19 protein-coding genes are annotated in these 14,917 nt (G+C 71.3%); 11 read left to right on the top strand and 8 right to left on the bottom strand.

The genetic code is table 11. From position 1 onward, the window contains the following. Nucleotides 1-3: 3 nt before the first annotated feature. Both PHY01_RS09500 and PHY01_RS09505 read left to right on the top strand, forming a co-directional pair. Complete coding sequence (locus PHY01_RS09500) at nt 4-1,929, top strand: fumarate reductase/succinate dehydrogenase flavoprotein subunit (RefSeq protein WP_141278178.1); 1,926 nt, start codon at nt 4-6, stop codon at nt 1,927-1,929. After that, complete coding sequence (locus PHY01_RS09505; protein ID WP_141278179.1) at nt 1,926-2,681, top strand: succinate dehydrogenase/fumarate reductase iron-sulfur subunit; 756 nt, start codon at nt 1,926-1,928, stop codon at nt 2,679-2,681. Before PHY01_RS09500 ends, PHY01_RS09505 begins: the two co-directional genes overlap by 4 nt. A gap of 85 nt (nt 2,682-2,766) precedes the next feature. Here the strand turns inward: PHY01_RS09505 and PHY01_RS09510 are convergent, their stop codons facing one another. Beyond that, nucleotides 2,767-3,045: a hypothetical protein gene (locus PHY01_RS09510; RefSeq protein WP_141278180.1), complete on the bottom strand. Its 279-nt coding sequence runs from the start codon at nt 3,043-3,045 to the stop codon at nt 2,767-2,769. A 154-nt stretch (nt 3,046-3,199) separates the two neighbouring features. Here PHY01_RS09510 and PHY01_RS09515 point away from each other — a divergent pair, with 154 nt between their 5' ends. The 8 genes from PHY01_RS09515 to PHY01_RS09545 all read left to right on the top strand — a co-directional run bounded on the left by PHY01_RS09515 (nt 3,200) and on the right by PHY01_RS09545 (nt 9,814). Continuing rightward, the gene (locus PHY01_RS09515; protein ID WP_141278181.1) at nt 3,200-3,958 is read left to right on the top strand and encodes a hypothetical protein; all 759 of its coding nucleotides are present in this window, start codon (nt 3,200-3,202) and stop codon (nt 3,956-3,958) included. Next, nucleotides 3,955-4,452 carry a hypothetical protein gene (locus PHY01_RS09520; RefSeq protein WP_141278182.1) on the top strand — a complete coding sequence of 166 codons (498 nt, stop codon included), beginning with the start codon at nt 3,955-3,957 and terminating at the stop codon, nt 4,450-4,452. Before PHY01_RS09515 ends, PHY01_RS09520 begins: the two co-directional genes overlap by 4 nt. After that, nucleotides 4,449-5,156 (top strand): hypothetical protein, encoded by a 708-nt coding sequence (locus tag PHY01_RS09525; RefSeq protein WP_141278183.1) that lies wholly within the window; start codon nt 4,449-4,451, stop codon nt 5,154-5,156. Before PHY01_RS09520 ends, PHY01_RS09525 begins: the two co-directional genes overlap by 4 nt. A 16-nt stretch (nt 5,157-5,172) precedes the next feature. Beyond that, entirely contained in the window at nt 5,173-5,316 is a 144-nt protein-coding gene (locus PHY01_RS26365) for a hypothetical protein (protein ID WP_170183727.1), read from the top strand. Nucleotides 5,317-5,367: 51 nt separating this feature from the next. After that, entirely contained in the window at nt 5,368-5,883 is a 516-nt protein-coding gene (locus PHY01_RS09530; protein ID WP_141278184.1) for a hypothetical protein, read from the top strand. Further along, nucleotides 5,880-6,194: a hypothetical protein gene (locus PHY01_RS09535; RefSeq protein WP_141278185.1), complete on the top strand. Its 315-nt coding sequence runs from the start codon at nt 5,880-5,882 to the stop codon at nt 6,192-6,194. Before PHY01_RS09530 ends, PHY01_RS09535 begins: the two co-directional genes overlap by 4 nt. A 10-nt stretch (nt 6,195-6,204) precedes the next feature. Then, nucleotides 6,205-8,148, top strand: coding sequence for a S9 family peptidase (locus PHY01_RS09540; protein ID WP_141278186.1), 1,944 nt, complete (start codon nt 6,205-6,207; stop codon nt 8,146-8,148). 1,330 nt (nt 8,149-9,478) lie between these two features. Continuing rightward, complete coding sequence (locus PHY01_RS09545; protein WP_246085803.1) at nt 9,479-9,814, top strand: alpha/beta hydrolase family protein; 336 nt, start codon at nt 9,479-9,481, stop codon at nt 9,812-9,814. Here PHY01_RS09545 and PHY01_RS09550 read toward each other — a convergent pair whose 3' ends face one another. The 7 genes from PHY01_RS09550 to PHY01_RS09575 form a co-directional block, all read right to left on the bottom strand. Beyond that, nucleotides 9,815-10,198 carry a PIN domain-containing protein gene (locus PHY01_RS09550; RefSeq protein WP_141278187.1) on the bottom strand — a complete coding sequence of 128 codons (384 nt, stop codon included), beginning with the start codon at nt 10,196-10,198 and terminating at the stop codon, nt 9,815-9,817. Beyond that, nucleotides 10,195-10,422: a toxin-antitoxin system antitoxin subunit gene (locus PHY01_RS09555; RefSeq protein WP_141278188.1), complete on the bottom strand. Its 228-nt coding sequence runs from the start codon at nt 10,420-10,422 to the stop codon at nt 10,195-10,197. The genes PHY01_RS09550 and PHY01_RS09555 overlap by 4 nt, the downstream gene beginning before the upstream one ends. Nucleotides 10,423-10,541: 119 nt before the next feature. Beyond that, nucleotides 10,542-10,691, bottom strand: a complete 150-nt coding sequence (locus PHY01_RS26370) for a hypothetical protein (RefSeq protein WP_170183728.1) — start codon at nt 10,689-10,691, stop codon at nt 10,542-10,544. 203 nt (nt 10,692-10,894) lie between these two features. Continuing rightward, nucleotides 10,895-11,743 carry an amino acid ABC transporter permease gene (locus tag PHY01_RS09560; RefSeq protein ID WP_141278189.1) on the bottom strand — a complete coding sequence of 283 codons (849 nt, stop codon included), beginning with the start codon at nt 11,741-11,743 and terminating at the stop codon, nt 10,895-10,897. Continuing rightward, complete coding sequence (locus PHY01_RS09565; RefSeq protein WP_141278190.1) at nt 11,740-12,387, bottom strand: amino acid ABC transporter permease; 648 nt, start codon at nt 12,385-12,387, stop codon at nt 11,740-11,742. The genes PHY01_RS09560 and PHY01_RS09565 overlap by 4 nt, the downstream gene beginning before the upstream one ends. A 72-nt stretch (nt 12,388-12,459) precedes the next feature. After that, nucleotides 12,460-13,359: a glutamate ABC transporter substrate-binding protein gene (locus tag PHY01_RS09570; RefSeq protein WP_141278191.1), complete on the bottom strand. Its 900-nt coding sequence runs from the start codon at nt 13,357-13,359 to the stop codon at nt 12,460-12,462. Nucleotides 13,360-13,378: 19 nt separating this feature from the next. Next, entirely contained in the window at nt 13,379-14,107 is a 729-nt protein-coding gene (locus PHY01_RS09575) for an amino acid ABC transporter ATP-binding protein (protein WP_174824102.1), read from the bottom strand. Nucleotides 14,108-14,241: 134 nt separating this feature from the next. On the opposite strand from PHY01_RS09575, the gene PHY01_RS09580 reads away from it, so the two are divergent. Further along, nucleotides 14,242-14,916: a response regulator transcription factor gene (locus PHY01_RS09580; protein ID WP_141278193.1), complete on the top strand. Its 675-nt coding sequence runs from the start codon at nt 14,242-14,244 to the stop codon at nt 14,914-14,916. Nucleotide 14,917: the final 1 nt, after the last annotated feature.

Raw genomic sequence — 14,917 nt, forward strand, 5'->3', positions numbered from 1 at the left:
GACATGAGCGAGAACATCGAGAGGCACGAGTACGACGTCGTCGTGATCGGCGCCGGTGGCGCCGGCCTGCGCGCGGCGATCGAGGCCCGGGCCCAGGGCAAGCGCACCGCGATCATCTCCAAGTCGCTGTTCGGCAAGGCCCACACGGTGATGGCCGAGGGCGGTTGCGCCGCGGCCATGGGCAACGTCAACAGCAACGACAACTGGATGGTCCACTACCGCGACACCATGCGCGGCGGGAAGTTCCTCAACAACTGGCGGATGGCCGAGCTGCACGCCAAGGAGGCGCCCGACCGCGTCTGGGAGCTGGAGACCTACGGGGCGCTGTTCGACCGCACCAAGGACGGCAAGATCAGCCAGCGCAACTTCGGCGGGCACACCTACCCCCGCCTCGCGCACGTCGGCGACCGCACCGGCCTGGAGCTGATCCGCACCCTGCAGCAGAAGATCGTCTCGCTGCAGCAGGAGGACTTCGCGGCCACGGGCGACTACGAGTCCAACATCCGGGTCTTCCACGAGTGCACCGTCACCGAGCTGTTCAAGGCCGACGGGAAGATCGCGGGCTGCTTCGCCTACTACCGGTCGACCGGCGAGTTCGTCCGCTTCGACGCTCCGGCGATCGTGCTGGCCACCGGCGGGGTCGGCAAGAGCTACCAGGTGACGTCGAACTCCTGGGAGTACACCGGCGACGGCCACGCGCTAGCCCTGCGCGCGGGCGCCACGCTGATCAACATGGAGTTCCTGCAGTTCCACCCGACGGGCATGGTCTGGCCGCCGTCGGTGAAGGGCATCCTGGTCACCGAGTCGGTCCGCGGCGACGGCGGCATCCTCAAGAACTCCGACGGCAAGCGGTTCATGTTCGACTACGTGCCGGACGTGTTCAAGGAGCAGTACGCCACCACGCCCGAGGAGGGCGACCGCTGGTATACCGACCCGGACAACAACCGGCGCCCCCCGGAGCTGCTGCCCCGTGACGAGGTCGCGCGCGCGATCAACTCCGAGGTGAAGGCCGGTCGCGGGTCGCCCCACGGCGGCGTGTTCCTCGACATCGCCTCGCGCCTGAAGCCCGAGGAGATCCAGAAGCGGCTCCCGTCGATGTACCACCAGTTCAAGGAGCTGGCCGACGTCGACATCACCAAGGAGCCGATGGAGGTCGGGCCCACCTGCCACTACGTGATGGGTGGCGTCGAGGTCGACCCCGACACCGCGATGTCGGTCGTCCCCGGCCTGTTCTCCGCCGGTGAGTGCTCCGGCGGCATGCACGGCTCCAACCGCCTCGGCGGCAACTCGCTGTCGGACCTGCTGGTCTTCGGCCGCCGCGCCGGTGCCGGTGCCGCGGAGTACGTCGACGCGCTGGGCGGCACGCGCCCGGCCGTGCTCGTCGACGACGTCGTCGAGGCGGAGCGCCGTGCGCTGCTGCCGTTCTCCACGGCCACGGCCGGCGGGGAGAACCCGTTCGTCGTGCACCAGGAGCTGCAGAAGACGATGAACGACCTGGTCGGCATCATCCGCAAGGCCGACGAGATGGAGCTGGCGCTCAAGGCGCTGGAGGACATCGCGACGCGCACGCGCACCGTCAGCGTCGAGGGTGCACGGGTGTTCAACCCGGGCTGGCACCTCGCGCTCGACCTGCGCAACATGCTGCTCGTGTCGCTGTGCGTCGCGAAGGCGGCGCTGGAGCGCCAGGAGAGCCGCGGCGGGCACACCCGCGACGACTACCCGGTGATGGACTCCGACTGGCGCCACGTCCTGCTGCAGCTGTCCGCACTGGGTGAGGACAACGTGGAGCTGGTCCGCAAGGAGCAGATCCCGATGCGGCCGGAGCTGTTCGACCTGTTCGAGCTCGACGAGCTGAAGAAGTACTACACCGGCGAGGAGCTGGGCGGCCACCGCGCTGATTCGGCGGCCGACAAGGGGGAGAAGGCATGACCCACGACCAGCACTTCCGCGTCTGGCGCGGCGACGACGAGAAGGGCGAGCTCGTCGACTACCCGGTGGAGGTGAACGAGGGCGAGGTCGTCCTCGACATCATCCACCGCCTGCAGGCCACCCAGGCCCAGGACATGGCCGTGCGCTGGAACTGCAAGGCCGGCAAGTGCGGTTCGTGCAGCGTCGAGATCAACGGGCGCCCGCGCCTGGCGTGCATGACGCGGATGAGCACGTTCGACGAGAACGAGGTCATCACCGTCACGCCGCTGCGGACGTTCCCGGTGATCCGCGACCTCGTCACCGACGTGTCGTTCAACTACACGAAGGCGCGCGAGATCCCGTCCTTCGCCCCGCCCGAGGGCGTGGAGCCGGGTGACTACCGGATGGCGCAGGTCGACGTCGAGCGGAGCCAGGAGTTCCGCAAGTGCATCGAGTGCTACCTGTGCCAGAACACCTGCCACGTGGTGCGCGACCACGAGGAGAACAAGGAGAACTTCGCCGGCCCGCGCTACCTCATGCGGATCGCGGAGCTCGACATGCACCCGCTGGACTCCGCCGACCGGCAGAAGGCGGCCCAGGAGGAGCACGGCCTCGGGTACTGCAACATCACCAAGTGCTGCACCGAGGTCTGCCCCGAGCACATCAAGATCACCGACAACGCGCTGATCCCGCTCAAGGAGCGCGTCGTCGACCGCAAGTACGACCCGCTGGTGTGGCTGGGCAGCAAGATCTTCAAGCGGGGCGAGTCCTAGCCCGCCGGTCCCGAAGTGGCAGTAAAGCCACTGTGCTGCCGGCAGATGGCAGCACAGTGGCTTTACTGCTGTCCGGGGCCGGGTGTCAGTCCAGCGAGCGGCGGATCTCCTCGAGCCGTTCCTTCGCCGCCCGCTCACGCTCGGTGAACCGTTCCTCGACCGAGCGGCCCTCCGGCGTCGCGTCGGCCAGCTCCGTCGCCCCCTGTGACGTCGCGTGGCGGCTCTCGATCCGGTCGCGGACGTAGTCGAAGCTCGGGACGCCGTGCTCGTCGTAGTCGGGCCGCGGGACGACGACCGGCGGGATCCCGTCGCGCTCGACGATCTCGGCGTCGACCGGCTCCGGGAGCGGGGTCGGATCGGTCATCTCGGGCCTTTCGCGCGGACGGTGCGGGCCCCCGCCACGGTACCCCGTTGATCACCCGTTCGGCGGAGCGAGCCGACCCGGTGGCCCCGTCACGTTCCCTTCCCCGGGTCGTTGGACGGACGGGACCCGCTCCGTGTCCCGCGACACGTGGAGGATGACGATGGTGGCTGCCACCAGCCGGGCGGTCTCGCTGATCGCACCCTCCGGCGCACCGGTGGAGCTCGAGGTCCCCGAGGAGTTCGGCGAGTTCCGCTGGTTCGGCACCACCCGGTTCGCCGGGCCGCGGATGTCGCGTCAGTTCTTCCTGGCGCCGCTGGGGCAGCACCGCGCCATCCCCACCCACGTCATGCCCGGGGCGAGCGAGCGCAGGCAGCCGATGCGCGGGTACGACGCGATCGTCTACGAGGCGCGCGACCGCTCCGACTCCGCGCTCGTCCTCGCCGGCCCGCACCACGAGGCCACCACCTGGTTCGGCGGTCCCGCCCCCGACCTGCTCGGCGTCACCACGATGCTGTCGTCCTTCCGCTACGCCGACGCCCCCGGGGGCGCGACGCTGACGCCGCTGTCGTCGCTGCTGGTCTCGCAGCCCGACGTCGCGCTGATCGGGCACAGCGAGGAGGCGACGCTGATCGTGCGCCGTTCCGTCGACGTCCTGCCGAGCCTGCCCGAGTGGGCCGGGTTCGCGCTCCCGGGCGGCGAGCTGTGGCGGGCCGGGCGCGTCCTGGACGACCGCGGCGCGGCGCTGGTCGCGGGCACCCCGCACCGGTGGCGGTTCGTCCTGGCCGGCGAGAGCCTGGCGATGGACCTGGTGCTGCTCGGCCCGGAGTCCGGCCGCGCGCCCACCTCGCTGAGCGAGGACCGGATCGTCGACGCGCTGGGCAGGCTCTCCGGTCGCTGGGCGGGTGGGCGATGACGCTCCCGCTCGCGGTGGCGCTGCTCGCCTTGCTCGTCGCCCTGTTCGCCCTGGTCGCGCTCGTCGCCGTCTACGCCCGGGTGCGCGCGCTCGAGACCGCCCGCGCGGTGGAGCTGTCCGGCTACGCCCCGCTCGTCGGGCGGCCCGCCCCCGAGCGGGTGCGGCCGCGGGCGGGGGAGACCGGCGCCCTGGTCGCCGTCGTCGACGCCGACTGCGCCCAGTGCCACGAGGTCTACGCGGTGCTCGGGGAGGTCAGCCGCCCCGGCCTCCGGTTCGCCGCCGTGGCCGACCGCGCCGAGCCGTTCACCCCGAGCCTGGCCGAGCTCGTCGTCGACCCCGACGTGCGGGGCGAGCTGTTCGAGGGCTACTCGCCCACCCTGCTCGCGCTCGACGCGCGCGGCGTCGTCACCGACCGCCGCTTCGTCCACGCCGACACCGACGTGCGCGGCCTGCTGCTCGACCTGATCGCCGAACACGAGGTGGCCCGCGCATGACCCGGTTCGACGAGATCCCCGCCGCGTTCGAGGCGCCCGACGTCGCGACGCCCAGCACCGTCGTCGCCCGCATCCGGGCCGTGCAGCCGGGCCGGCGGGCGGTCGTGCGCGGCCTGCTGATCGGCGCGGCCGCCGCGGCGCTCGTGCCGCTGGACTGGTACCTCGCCCGGCGCGAGGCCGCGGCGGCACCCGTCACCGAGGGCGACGACAAGGCCGAGCACCTGACCTGCACCCCGGAGAGCTACCGCGAGCAGGCCGACAACTGGCCGGCGTCGGGCACCGCGGTCTGCTACGGCGGCTGGCGCCGCGGCACCTTCCCGTGCGACGACGGCTACCACCGGGAGGGCAGCTACAACGACGGCCCGGACGCCTTCGAGTCCACCCGCGTCACGCAGAGCTGCCACGGCCGCAACGCCTGGCGCTGGAACGGCTACCGCTGCTCCGACGCCACGACCTCGGTCGTCTACGCCGACGGCACCGAGTACCGGGGCATCACGATCGCGGCGTGCCGCCTGCCGGGCGAGGCGGGCACGCCGTCGACGTCGGCCACCCCGGCGCCGACCACCACCCGGCAGGCCCCGACGTCCCGCGGTGCGGAGCCCGACGAGGACCGACCGGGCCGCGGCGACGGCGAGCAGAACCGCCCCGGGCGCGACCCGTCGCGGCCCCTGCTGCCCGCCCTGGGCTCCGGGCTCGGGCGCTGACCCGGGCCCCGCACCGGTGACCCGCCGCGTCCTGCACCCGGCCACCACGGCCGTACTGCTGCTCGCTCTGGCGGTGCTCGGCGCCTGGCTGCCCGCGGTGTTCCTGCTCGCGGCGGTGGCCGGTGCGGGTGCCGGGTTCGCCAACTCGGGGAGCACTTGAAGCCACAACTCGGCGTTCCTGCTGAGCGCGTCGGTCTGGCGCGGATCCCCGGTGGTGCGGTACTTCGGTGCCGGGCTGCTCCTCGGTGCGGTGCTGGTGGCCTTCGTCGCGGGCGTCGTCGGGGCGATCCCGCAGGCGCTCGTGCCCGCGCCGGTGCGCTGGGGGCTGCTCGGTGTCGCCGCGGTGGCGGTGCTGCTGCGCGAGTGCGGCCTGGTGCGCTTCCGGGTGCCGGAGAACGCGCGGCTGGTGCCCGAGGACGTCCAGCACCTGCGCGAGTGGGGGGCGCTGCAGTTCGGGTTCGAGATGGGCACCGGGATGCGCACCTACTCGCCCTCGGCGCTGCCGCACCTGGTGCTGCTCGCCGTGGTGCTCGTCGTGCCGTTCCCGGCGGCCTTCGCGGTGGCCGCGGGCTTCGCGGCGGGGCGTCTGGCGATGCCGCTGCTGTCCAACGCCTGGAGCGCCGACGGCGGCTGGACCGAGCTGTGGACGCGGGTGGAGCCGGTCGTGCGCCCGCTGCTGGCCCTGACCGTCGTCGGGGCGCTGGCGGCGGTCATGCTGGGCACGTGAGAACGGTCTCGGTCGTCGCGGTCTACGACGTGTCCTGCCCGAGCTGCTCGGAGATCGCCCGGGAGCTGCCCGACCTGCTGCGCGTGCCGGTCACGGTGCGCTCGTGCCGCGACCCTGAGCTGCCCGGCTCGGTCCCCGCGGCCGTACGCCGGTGCGCCACCCCGGCCCTGGGCACGGTGCGCGGCGACGGCTCCGTGCGCTGGTGGACGGGGCTGACCGGTGCGATCGGGGTGCTGCCCGTCGTCCGGCCCGGCGCGGCGCGCGAGGCCGTCGCGGTGTTGTGGAGCGCCTTCCGCACCCCGAGACGCTAGCGTCGGTGCGGTGACGACCGCCCCGTTCGGTTCCTGGCCCACCCCGATCACCTCCGAGCTCGTCGTCGCCGCCGCCGTGTCGCTCGCCGAGGTCCGGGTCGACGGGGCCGAGGTCTACTGGTCCGAGGCCCGGCCCGACGACGGCGGCCGCACGCAGCTGGTGCGCCGGGCGGCCGACGGCACCGTCGCGGACCTGCTGCCCGCCGGGTCGAACGCGCGCACCGCCGTCCACGAGTACGGCGGCGGCGCGTGGTGGGTGCGCGACGGCGTCGTCTGGTTCACCGAGTGGGCCGACCAGCGGCTGTACCGCCTGGAGAACGGTTCGGCCACGCCGCTGACGCCCGCCCCCGCGGTCGAGCGGGGTGACCGCTACGCCGACGGGGACGTGCACGGCGACTCGATCGTCTGCGTCCGGGAGCGGCACGGTGCGGGGGAGCCGCGCAACGAGATCGTCCGCCTCGCCGCCCACGCCCCGACCGACGACCCGGAGGTGCTGGTCACCGGGCCCGACTTCGTCGCCGCGCCCCGGCTCAGCCCCGACGGCGCCACGCTGGCCTGGCTGCAGTGGGACCACCCGTCCATGCCGTGGGACGCGGTCGAGCTCGTCGTGCGCGAGCTGGCGACGGGGGAGGAGACCGTCGTCGCGGGTGGGCCGTGGGAGTCGGTGTCCGAGCCGACCTGGCAGGCCGACGGCTCGCTGTGGTTCCTCTCCGACCGCACCGACTGGTGGAACCTCTACCGCTGGCCCCCCGGCGCCGACATCGAGCCGATCGTGCGCCTCGACGCCGAGGTCGGGGTGCCCGGGTGGCGGCTGGCCGGCTCCCGCTACGCCGTCCTGGCCGACGGCACGGTGGTCTTCGCCCGGCGCCGCGCCGGCTCCGACGCTTTGGCCGTGCGCGGCACCGGCGGGCTGATCGCCGACCTGGACGTGCCGTTCTGCGAGGTCGCGGCCGTGCGCTCGGCCGGCGGGTCGGCCGTCGTCGTCGCGGGCACGCCCACCGCCGAGCCCGGGGTGTACCGGGTCACCCCGCCCGGACCCGACTCCGACGCCGCGGTCGCCACCCTGCGCACCCCCCGCGACCTGGGCCTGGACCCGGCGGGTATCGCGGTCGGCGAGCACCTCACGGTGCCGTCGACCGACGCGGCGGGGGAGCCACGCACCGCTCACGCCCTGTACTTCGCACCGGCCAGCGCGACCCACGGCGGCCCGCCGGGCGAGCGGCCCCCGCTGCTCGTGGTCATCCACGGCGGTCCGACCGGCGCGTCGTCGTCCTCGTTCTCGGTGGCCACCCAGTACTGGACGAGTCGGGGGTTCGCGGTCGTCAGCGTCGACCACGCCGGCTCCACCGGCTACGGCCGGGCCTACCGCGACGAGCTGCTGGGCCGGTGGGGCGTGATCGACGTCGCCGACTGCGTGGCCGTGGCGCGGCGCCTGGCCGCCACCGACCGCGCCGACCCCGCCCGCCTGCTGATCCGCGGCGGCTCCGCGGGCGGGTTCACGGTGCTCTCCGCGCTGGCGAGCCCGGACTCACCGTTCGCGGCGGGGGCCGACCACTTCGGCGTCGCGGACCTGGAGGCGCTGGCCCGCGACACGCACAAGTTCGAGAGCCGCTACCTCGACCGGCTCGTCGGCCCGTACCCGCAGGAGCGCGACACCTACGTCGAACGCTCCCCGATCCACCACCTCGACCGGTTCACCGCCCCGCTGATCGTGCTGCAGGGCAGTGAGGACGAGATCGTGCCGCCCGCGCAGTCGGAGATGATCGTCGACGCGCTGCGCGCCAAGGGCGTCCCCGTCGCCTACCTGCTGTTCGACGGTGAGCAGCACGGGTTCCGGCGGGCGGAGAACATCCGCCGGGCCCTGGACTCCGAACTGAGCTTCTACGCGCAGGTCCTGGGCCTCGACCTCCCGGTGGCGGAGGGGATCGAGCCGGTGGCGATCGAGAACCTCTGACACTCATGTCAGCAAGCGTTGCGCGGTCGGACGTACGTGTTGCGTGCACGACGTTTCTGCGGGGATATCGAGCACAGAGGCCCCGGGGCTGGGTCGGTGCATCGGCCGAACCCTGTGCCCACGGGAAACGATTCTCACGTACCTCGGATTCCAGGACTCCCTCGCGCAGGGTCCGGGTCCCGGGGTTTCCGGGGGACCGGCGAGGCAGCGGTGCCGCTGTCCGAGGTGTTGTGGACGAGTATGGGCGGTCCCGGCCGAGCCGACGTCCGATGCCGTTCACGATCCTTGGACGCTCGACGACCAGGCCGCGGTCTGCACTTAACGGCTCCTCTGCGACCAGGTGGATGCGACGGATGACACCGGTAGTCGGGCGGGCTGCCGACCGAATGTCCTACTGCCAGTTTCGGATCGAACTTCCGAAAACTCCCAGAGAGGCAGGACCCCATCTGGCTCGTCCTGGTCGACGTCGGCCACGAGTCCGGTCAACGATCGCCGCAGCTGAGGACGCAGGCTGCGGCACGCGGCCACCGGGTGACGCTGATCAAGGCGTGGGAACCTGCCTCATCGCCACCCGCACCCCATTTGCGGAGGAGCCCGTCCGGCGCAGCGGCGCCAGCGGCTCACACATCTACGATGTGCCGCAACCTATGACGACCGTGCCGAGTCGAGGGCCGGGGTCGTAACCGAAGAACGGCTCACCAACCGCTTCGAAGACGGAAAGCACTCCGTCGCGAAGGCCAGTCTCGTTCGGGATATAGTAATTGAGCTGATAGAACCGTTGAACGCCGTTAATGTTCTTTCTCGGCGCCGGGAACTCACGATCGAAGTATCCACATCGATCAGGAATGAGGTCCGGGCTCGGGCCGTTCGGTGCTTCACCGGGAGGCAACGTCGGGTCTGCCCGAACGGCAGCTATCGACGCCACCTCGACTGGCGTCGAGGCCGACGCAATCGTTGTCGCCGAACTCACGCTGACCCCGGCTAGTACGACCGCGGTTGCGAATGTGAGCAGCTTCCGTCCATGACGCATTGCTCCTCCAGATGTCTAGATCTGTTCGGGCCTCGCGGTGCTGCGAGCAGAATTCTTCCGAGAATGAGCCCGGCGTAGCTCTTTCAGAAATCTTTATCGGATACGAACATTAGGGGCTACATAGAGTCAAGGTCAAGGTGCGACTTGAGGAATCCCTGATAGGGTGAGAGTTCAGCTCGTTCTTACTCTTCGTAATGCCACAGATCGTCTCGCTGCCCGTGGCGGCGAGGGGGGCGACACGCCGACGGGTGCAGGCTGAATGGTGCGACTCTCGTTGCCTGCGCGTTCGGCGTCTTGGTGATGGTCGACGCGTCAGCCTGGGGCGTTGCCGAGCCTGGCGACGTCGAACGCTCCCCGATCCACCACCTCGACCGGTTCACCGCCCCGCTGATCGTGCTGCAGGGCAGTGGGGACGAGATCGTGCCGCCCGCGCAGTCGGAGATGATCGTCGACGCGCTGCGCGCCAAGGGCCTCCCCGTCGCCTATCTGCTGTTCGACGGGGAGCAGCACGGGTTCCGGCGGGCGGAGAACATCCGCCGGGCCTTGGACGCCGAACTGAGCTTTTACGCGCAGGTCCTGGGCCTCGACCTCCCGGTGGCGGAGGGGATCGAGCCGGTGGAGATCGAGAACCTGTAGTCAAAGCACGAACATCCGCACCCGTCGGTCGAGGGCGCGCAGGTCGTCCGGGTCGCTCGTGGCGATGAGATGGTCGTGGCGGAGCCCGCAGAGCACGACCGAGGCGTCGACGATGTCACCGGTGCCCGCCCGGGCGCAGAGTTCGCCGGCGGCGCGGGCCCCGGCCGCGTCGAGCGCGAACACCTCCGGTCCGCCGCGGGCGCGCAGGAACGCGCCGAGCCGGGCCTGGCGCGGTCCACCCCGCCAGGCCTGGGCCAGCGCCGCGGCGGGGACCAGCACCGGCAGGCGGCGGTCCCGTATCCGGGTGACGAGGGCGCGGGCCCGCTCGGTGCCGCGCTCGATGGCGATGAGGGCTCCGGCGTCGAGCGTGACGCCGGTGCTCACGCGTCCAGCGCCGCGTCGACCTCGGCGAGGACCGCGGCCGACGGCGGCTCTCCCGCGACGCCGTCCGCCTCGGCCAGCCAGTCGTCGAGGGTCCCGGCGCGGCGGAAGTGCTCGGCCGCCGTGCCGAACCAACCGGACACCGACTCGGCCCGTCCCTCACGGACGGCGCGACGGGCCTCCTCGGCGACCTGGTCCGGCACACTGATCGTGAGCTTGGTGGTCATACTTCTGATACTACCGCGCAGGTGACAGGTCAGCGGCACCCCGCGTCCGCCCGTCCCGGCACCGACCGGCCTGCAGCCGAGGGTCCGAGCCGGAGCCGACCAGGTGGCCGGCGGCTCGATCAGGTGAACGAGACGGTGACGTCGGTGGTGAAGGAGAACTCGTCACACCGGGCACGCGAGTACTGCCCGTCTCCGGCCTCGGGGCCGATCCGGATGTAGCGGTTGCCGCTGTTCTCCTCGCACTGCAGGAACACCCGATGGGTCCGCACGCCGACGCAGATGGACGACCCGCTGTTCCCACCCGGAGCGCTGGTCTCACACGCGCCGGCGGATGCGGCCGTGGCGGTACCCACGAGCAGGGCCGCAGGCAGGAGCGCGACGACGGAGACCCGGGCGATCAGAGGCACTGCTCCCGTGATGCGATGCATGGGTTTCCCTCGAATCGAGTGGAGCTCGGCGGCGGAGTGGCCTGTCAGCCGCCCGTGCGGGTCACCTCGTCCAGTGCGCGCTTCTCCGACTCCGCCGGGCTGGCGACGCGGCGCCGGCTGCGCCGTTCAGCGTAGTTGGCCAGGGCCGAGAGGACCAGGCACAGGCCGATGTAGATCGCCGCGATGACGATGGCGACCGGGATGATCGGGGCGTCGAGCTGGATCTGGCTGCCGATCTGGCGGGCCTGGAACAGCAGTTCCTGGTAGCCGATGATGAAGCCCAGCGCCGTGTCCTTGAGCAGCACCACGAGCTGGCTGATCACCGTGGGCAGCATCGAGCGCAGTGCCTGCGGCAGCAGCACCGTGACCATGACCTGGGTCTTGCGCATGCCCAGGGCGTAGGCCGCCTCGCTCTGACCCTTCGGCACGGCGTTGACACCGGCGCGGAACACCTCGGCGAGCACCGAGCCGTTGTAGAGCGTCAGGCCGATGACGACCGACCAGAAGAGGTCGATCCGCAGGCCGTAGAAGGCGATGAAGATCAGGATGAGCAGCGGCACGGCGCGGAAGAACTCCACGATGGCGGCCGCCGGGGCGCGGACCCAGGCGTGGTCGGACAGCCGGGCCGCGGCGAACACCGCTCCGAACAGCAGGGCCAGCACCGCCCCGACGGCGAAGGCCCGCAGCGTCGCCAGCAGTGCGTTGAGCAGCGAGATCTGGATCAGCTCGTAGGTGATCCAGTCCCACTGTTCGTAGGTGAACAGCCCGCTCTCGGCGAACCGGAGAACGACGAACCCGAGGATCCCGACGATGAGCAGGGTGCCGACGATCGCCAGGATGCGGTTGGTCGCCCGGGCCCGCGGACCGGGGACGTCGTACAGGGTCGCCGTCATCGGGCCACGCTCCAGCGGTTCTCCAGGCGCCGCTGAAGCAGCGTCAGCGGGGCGACGAGGATGAGGAAGCCGAGTGACACCCACAGCAGGCCGATGAACACGTTGTCGCCCTGTTCGGAGAGAACCGCGTAGATACCCCCGGCCTGGAACACCGAGAAGCCCGACGCGATGGTCGTGTTCTTCAACAGCGCGATCTGCACGCTGGTCAGCGGCGGCACCACCGACCGGACGGCCTGGGGGAGCACCACCTGCGTGAGCGTCTGGCCGAACCCGAAGCCGAGTGCCCGGGACGCCTCGGCCTGGCCGACCGGCACCGTGTTGATCCCCGAGCGCACGACCTCGCAGACGAACGCCGCGGTGTAGAGGATCAGTCCGACGGAGGCGCGTGCGAAGAACGAGAGGTCCACCAGCTCCAGGCGCGGATAGGCGAAGGCGAAGAAGAAGAGCACCAGTGTCAGGGGCGTGTTGCGGAACACCGTGACGTAGGCGGAGCCGAACGAGCGCAGGATCGGAACCGGGCTCACCCGTAGCGCGGCCAGCACCGTACCGAGCACCAGCGAGCCCACCGCGGCCACCAGGAACAGCAGGATCGTCTGCCCGAAGGCACTGAGGTACAGGTCGAGGTTGTCGACGAGGACGTCCACGGCCCCCCTTCCTTCGTCGTGACACCGGCGACGCCGGGCCCGCCACGAGGGCGGACCCGGCGTCGGGGCAGGTCAGTAGCGGTCGAGCGGGGGCGGGCTGGCCGGCGTGCCGGACAGGCCCAGGGTGGCGTCGTAGATGCGCTGCCAGGTGCCGTCGTCGTAGGCCTTCTGGAGAGCGTCGTTGATCGCGTTGCGCAGGGCGGTGTCGTCGCGGTTCAGCCCGATGCCGTAGGGCTCCTCGGAGAACGGCTCGCCGACGAGCTTGAGCTCGTCGGGCTGCTGGGAGGCGTAGCCGGCCAGGATCGCGTCGTCGGTGGTGACGGCGTCGACCTGGTCGGTCGTGAGCTGGTCGACGCACTGGGTGTACGTCTGGAACTCGACGATGTTCGCGGGCTCGGTGAGCCCCTGCTCGGCCACCCGCTTGATCGGGGTGGATCCGGTCACCGAGCAGACCTTCTTGCCCATCAGGGTGTCGGGTCCGGTGATCTCGGTCTCGTCGGCGCGCACCAGGATCGACTGGCCGGCCTGGAAGTACGGACCGGCGAAGGAGATGCGCTCCTTGCGCCCGTCGTTGATCGTGTAGGTGCCCACGTAGTAGTCGACGTCGCCGCGCTCGATGGTGTCCTCGCGGGCGGCACTGGGGACCGGCAGGTAGTCGATCTGGTCGAGCCCGAAGCCGAGCTCGGCGGCGACGTAGCGGGCGATCTCGATGTCGAACCCGGAGTACTCGTTGGTGGTGGCGTCGCGGAAGCCGAGGCCCGGCTGGTCCTCCTTGACCCCGATCGTGATCCGCCCCGCCGCGGTCATGGCGTCGAACGTCGGGGAGCCGGTCAGGGCGACGTTCTCGGCCACCGGGTAGCTGAGCTCGGCGGCGGCCTCGCTCTCGGGCGTGGTCGGGCCGCCTTCACGCCCACAGGCGCTCAGGGCGAGGGCGCCGACCATCAGGCCCACCGCCAGGGTGCGCATCTTCATGCTTGATCTCCACATCGTTCTAGTGGGACAGGATCTTGCCGAGGAAGTCCTTGGCACGGTCTGAGGTGGGGTTGGAGAAGAACTCCTCCGGCTTCGCGTCCTCGACGATCTCGCCGTCGGACATGAACACCACGCGGTGCGCGGCGCGGCGGGCGAAGCCCATCTCGTGGGTGACCACGAGCATCGTCATGCCCTCCTTGGCCAGCGTGGTCATGACGTCGAGGACCTCGTTGACCATCTCCGGGTCGAGCGCGGAGGTGGGCTCGTCGAACAGCATGACCTTGGGCTTCATCGCCAGCGCGCGGGCGATCGCGGCGCGCTGCTGCTGCCCGCCGGAGAGCTGGGCGGGGTACTTGTCCTTCTGGTTGGCGATGCCGACACGTTCCAGCAGGGCGAGGCCGTTCTTCTCGGCGTCCGCCTTGGAGTCCTTCCGCACCTTGATCGGGCCCAGCGTGACGTTCTCCAGGATCGTCTTGTGCGCGAACAGGTTGAAGCTCTGGAACACCATGCCGACGTCCGCGCGCAGCCCGGCCAGCGCCTTTCCCTCGGCGGGCAGGTCGGTGCCGTCGACCTGGATGGTGCCCGAGTCGATCGGCTCCAGGCGGTTGATCGTGCGGCACAGCGTCGACTTCCCGGAGCCGGACGGTCCGAGGACCACCACGACCTGGCCGGACTCGACGTCGAGGTTGATGTCGCGCAGGACGTGGAGATCGCCGAAGTGCTTGTCGACGGCCGCCATCCTGATCATGGGCGTGCCGGCTGTGGTCATCTCAGGCCTCCGAGCATGGCGGGACGCTAGAGCGAATCGGACACCCCAGTCCACCACCTTGAGCCACACATAGGGTTTCGCTGCGATAACGAGACCTCGGGGAGACTGATCGCGTGCACATCCTGCTGGTGGAGGACGACGACCGGATCGCGGCGGCGCTGCGGCCCGCGCTGCACCGCCACGGGATGACCACCACGCGCCTGTCGCGGGGGCGCGGTGTGGTCGACGAGCTGTCCGGCGTCGACGTCGTGCTGCTCGACCTGGGCCTGCCCGACGTCGACGGCGTCGACGTCTGCCGGGCGATCCGCGCCGTCAGCGAGGTGCCGGTGATCGTGGTGTCCGCCCGCGGCGAGGTCGACGACCGCATCCTGGGCCTGCACTCCGGCGCCGACGACTACCTGGTCAAGCCCTACGACATCGGCGAGCTCGTCGCCCGGGTGCACGCGGTGTACCGGCGGCGCCGGGTGGAGGCGGCCAGCACCGCCGACGACGTCGTGCAGGTCGACGACGTGCGCGTCGACCTGGCCCGGCACACCGTCTCGGTCGGCGACCGGCCGGTGCCGCTGACCCGCAAGGAGTTCCAGGTCCTCGCGCTGCTGGCCAGCTCGGGCGGCGCGGTGTGCACGCGGAGCCGGATCGTGGCGGAGGTGTGGGGCCGCACCTGGGCGGGCGCCAACCGCACCCTGGACGTGCACGTGGCGACGCTGCGCACCAAGCTCGGCCGCCCGGAGCTGGTGCAGACCGTGCGCGGCGTCGGCTACCGGCTCGGGCTCCCCGGGGCGGAGTGAG

Origin of the sequence: Pseudonocardia hydrocarbonoxydans (genome assembly GCF_006539565.1) — a bacterium.
In the GTDB taxonomy this organism is placed as follows: Bacteria; Actinomycetota; Actinomycetes; order Mycobacteriales; family Pseudonocardiaceae; genus Pseudonocardia; species Pseudonocardia hydrocarbonoxydans.

Bases quoted from the DNA above. Each gene is read 5' to 3' on its own strand.
- PHY01_RS09500 (WP_141278178.1), top strand. From the start codon at position 4: ATGAGCGAGAACATCGAGAGGCACGAGTACGACGTCGTCGTGATCGGC.
- PHY01_RS09505 (WP_141278179.1), top strand. From the start codon at position 1,926: ATGACCCACGACCAGCACTTCCGCGTCTGGCGCGGCGACGACGAGAAG.
- PHY01_RS09510 (WP_141278180.1), bottom strand. From the start codon at position 3,045: ATGACCGATCCGACCCCGCTCCCGGAGCCGGTCGACGCCGAGATCGTC.
- PHY01_RS09515 (WP_141278181.1), top strand. From the start codon at position 3,200: ATGACGATGGTGGCTGCCACCAGCCGGGCGGTCTCGCTGATCGCACCC.
- PHY01_RS09520 (WP_141278182.1), top strand. From the start codon at position 3,955: ATGACGCTCCCGCTCGCGGTGGCGCTGCTCGCCTTGCTCGTCGCCCTG.
- PHY01_RS09525 (WP_141278183.1), top strand. From the start codon at position 4,449: ATGACCCGGTTCGACGAGATCCCCGCCGCGTTCGAGGCGCCCGACGTC.
- PHY01_RS09545 (WP_246085803.1), top strand. From the start codon at position 9,479: ATGGTCGACGCGTCAGCCTGGGGCGTTGCCGAGCCTGGCGACGTCGAA.
- PHY01_RS09555 (WP_141278188.1), bottom strand. From the start codon at position 10,422: ATGACCACCAAGCTCACGATCAGTGTGCCGGACCAGGTCGCCGAGGAG.
- PHY01_RS09560 (WP_141278189.1), bottom strand. From the start codon at position 11,743: ATGACGGCGACCCTGTACGACGTCCCCGGTCCGCGGGCCCGGGCGACC.
- PHY01_RS09570 (WP_141278191.1), bottom strand. From the start codon at position 13,359: ATGAAGATGCGCACCCTGGCGGTGGGCCTGATGGTCGGCGCCCTCGCC.
- PHY01_RS09575 (WP_174824102.1), bottom strand. From the start codon at position 14,107: ATGATCAGGATGGCGGCCGTCGACAAGCACTTCGGCGATCTCCACGTC.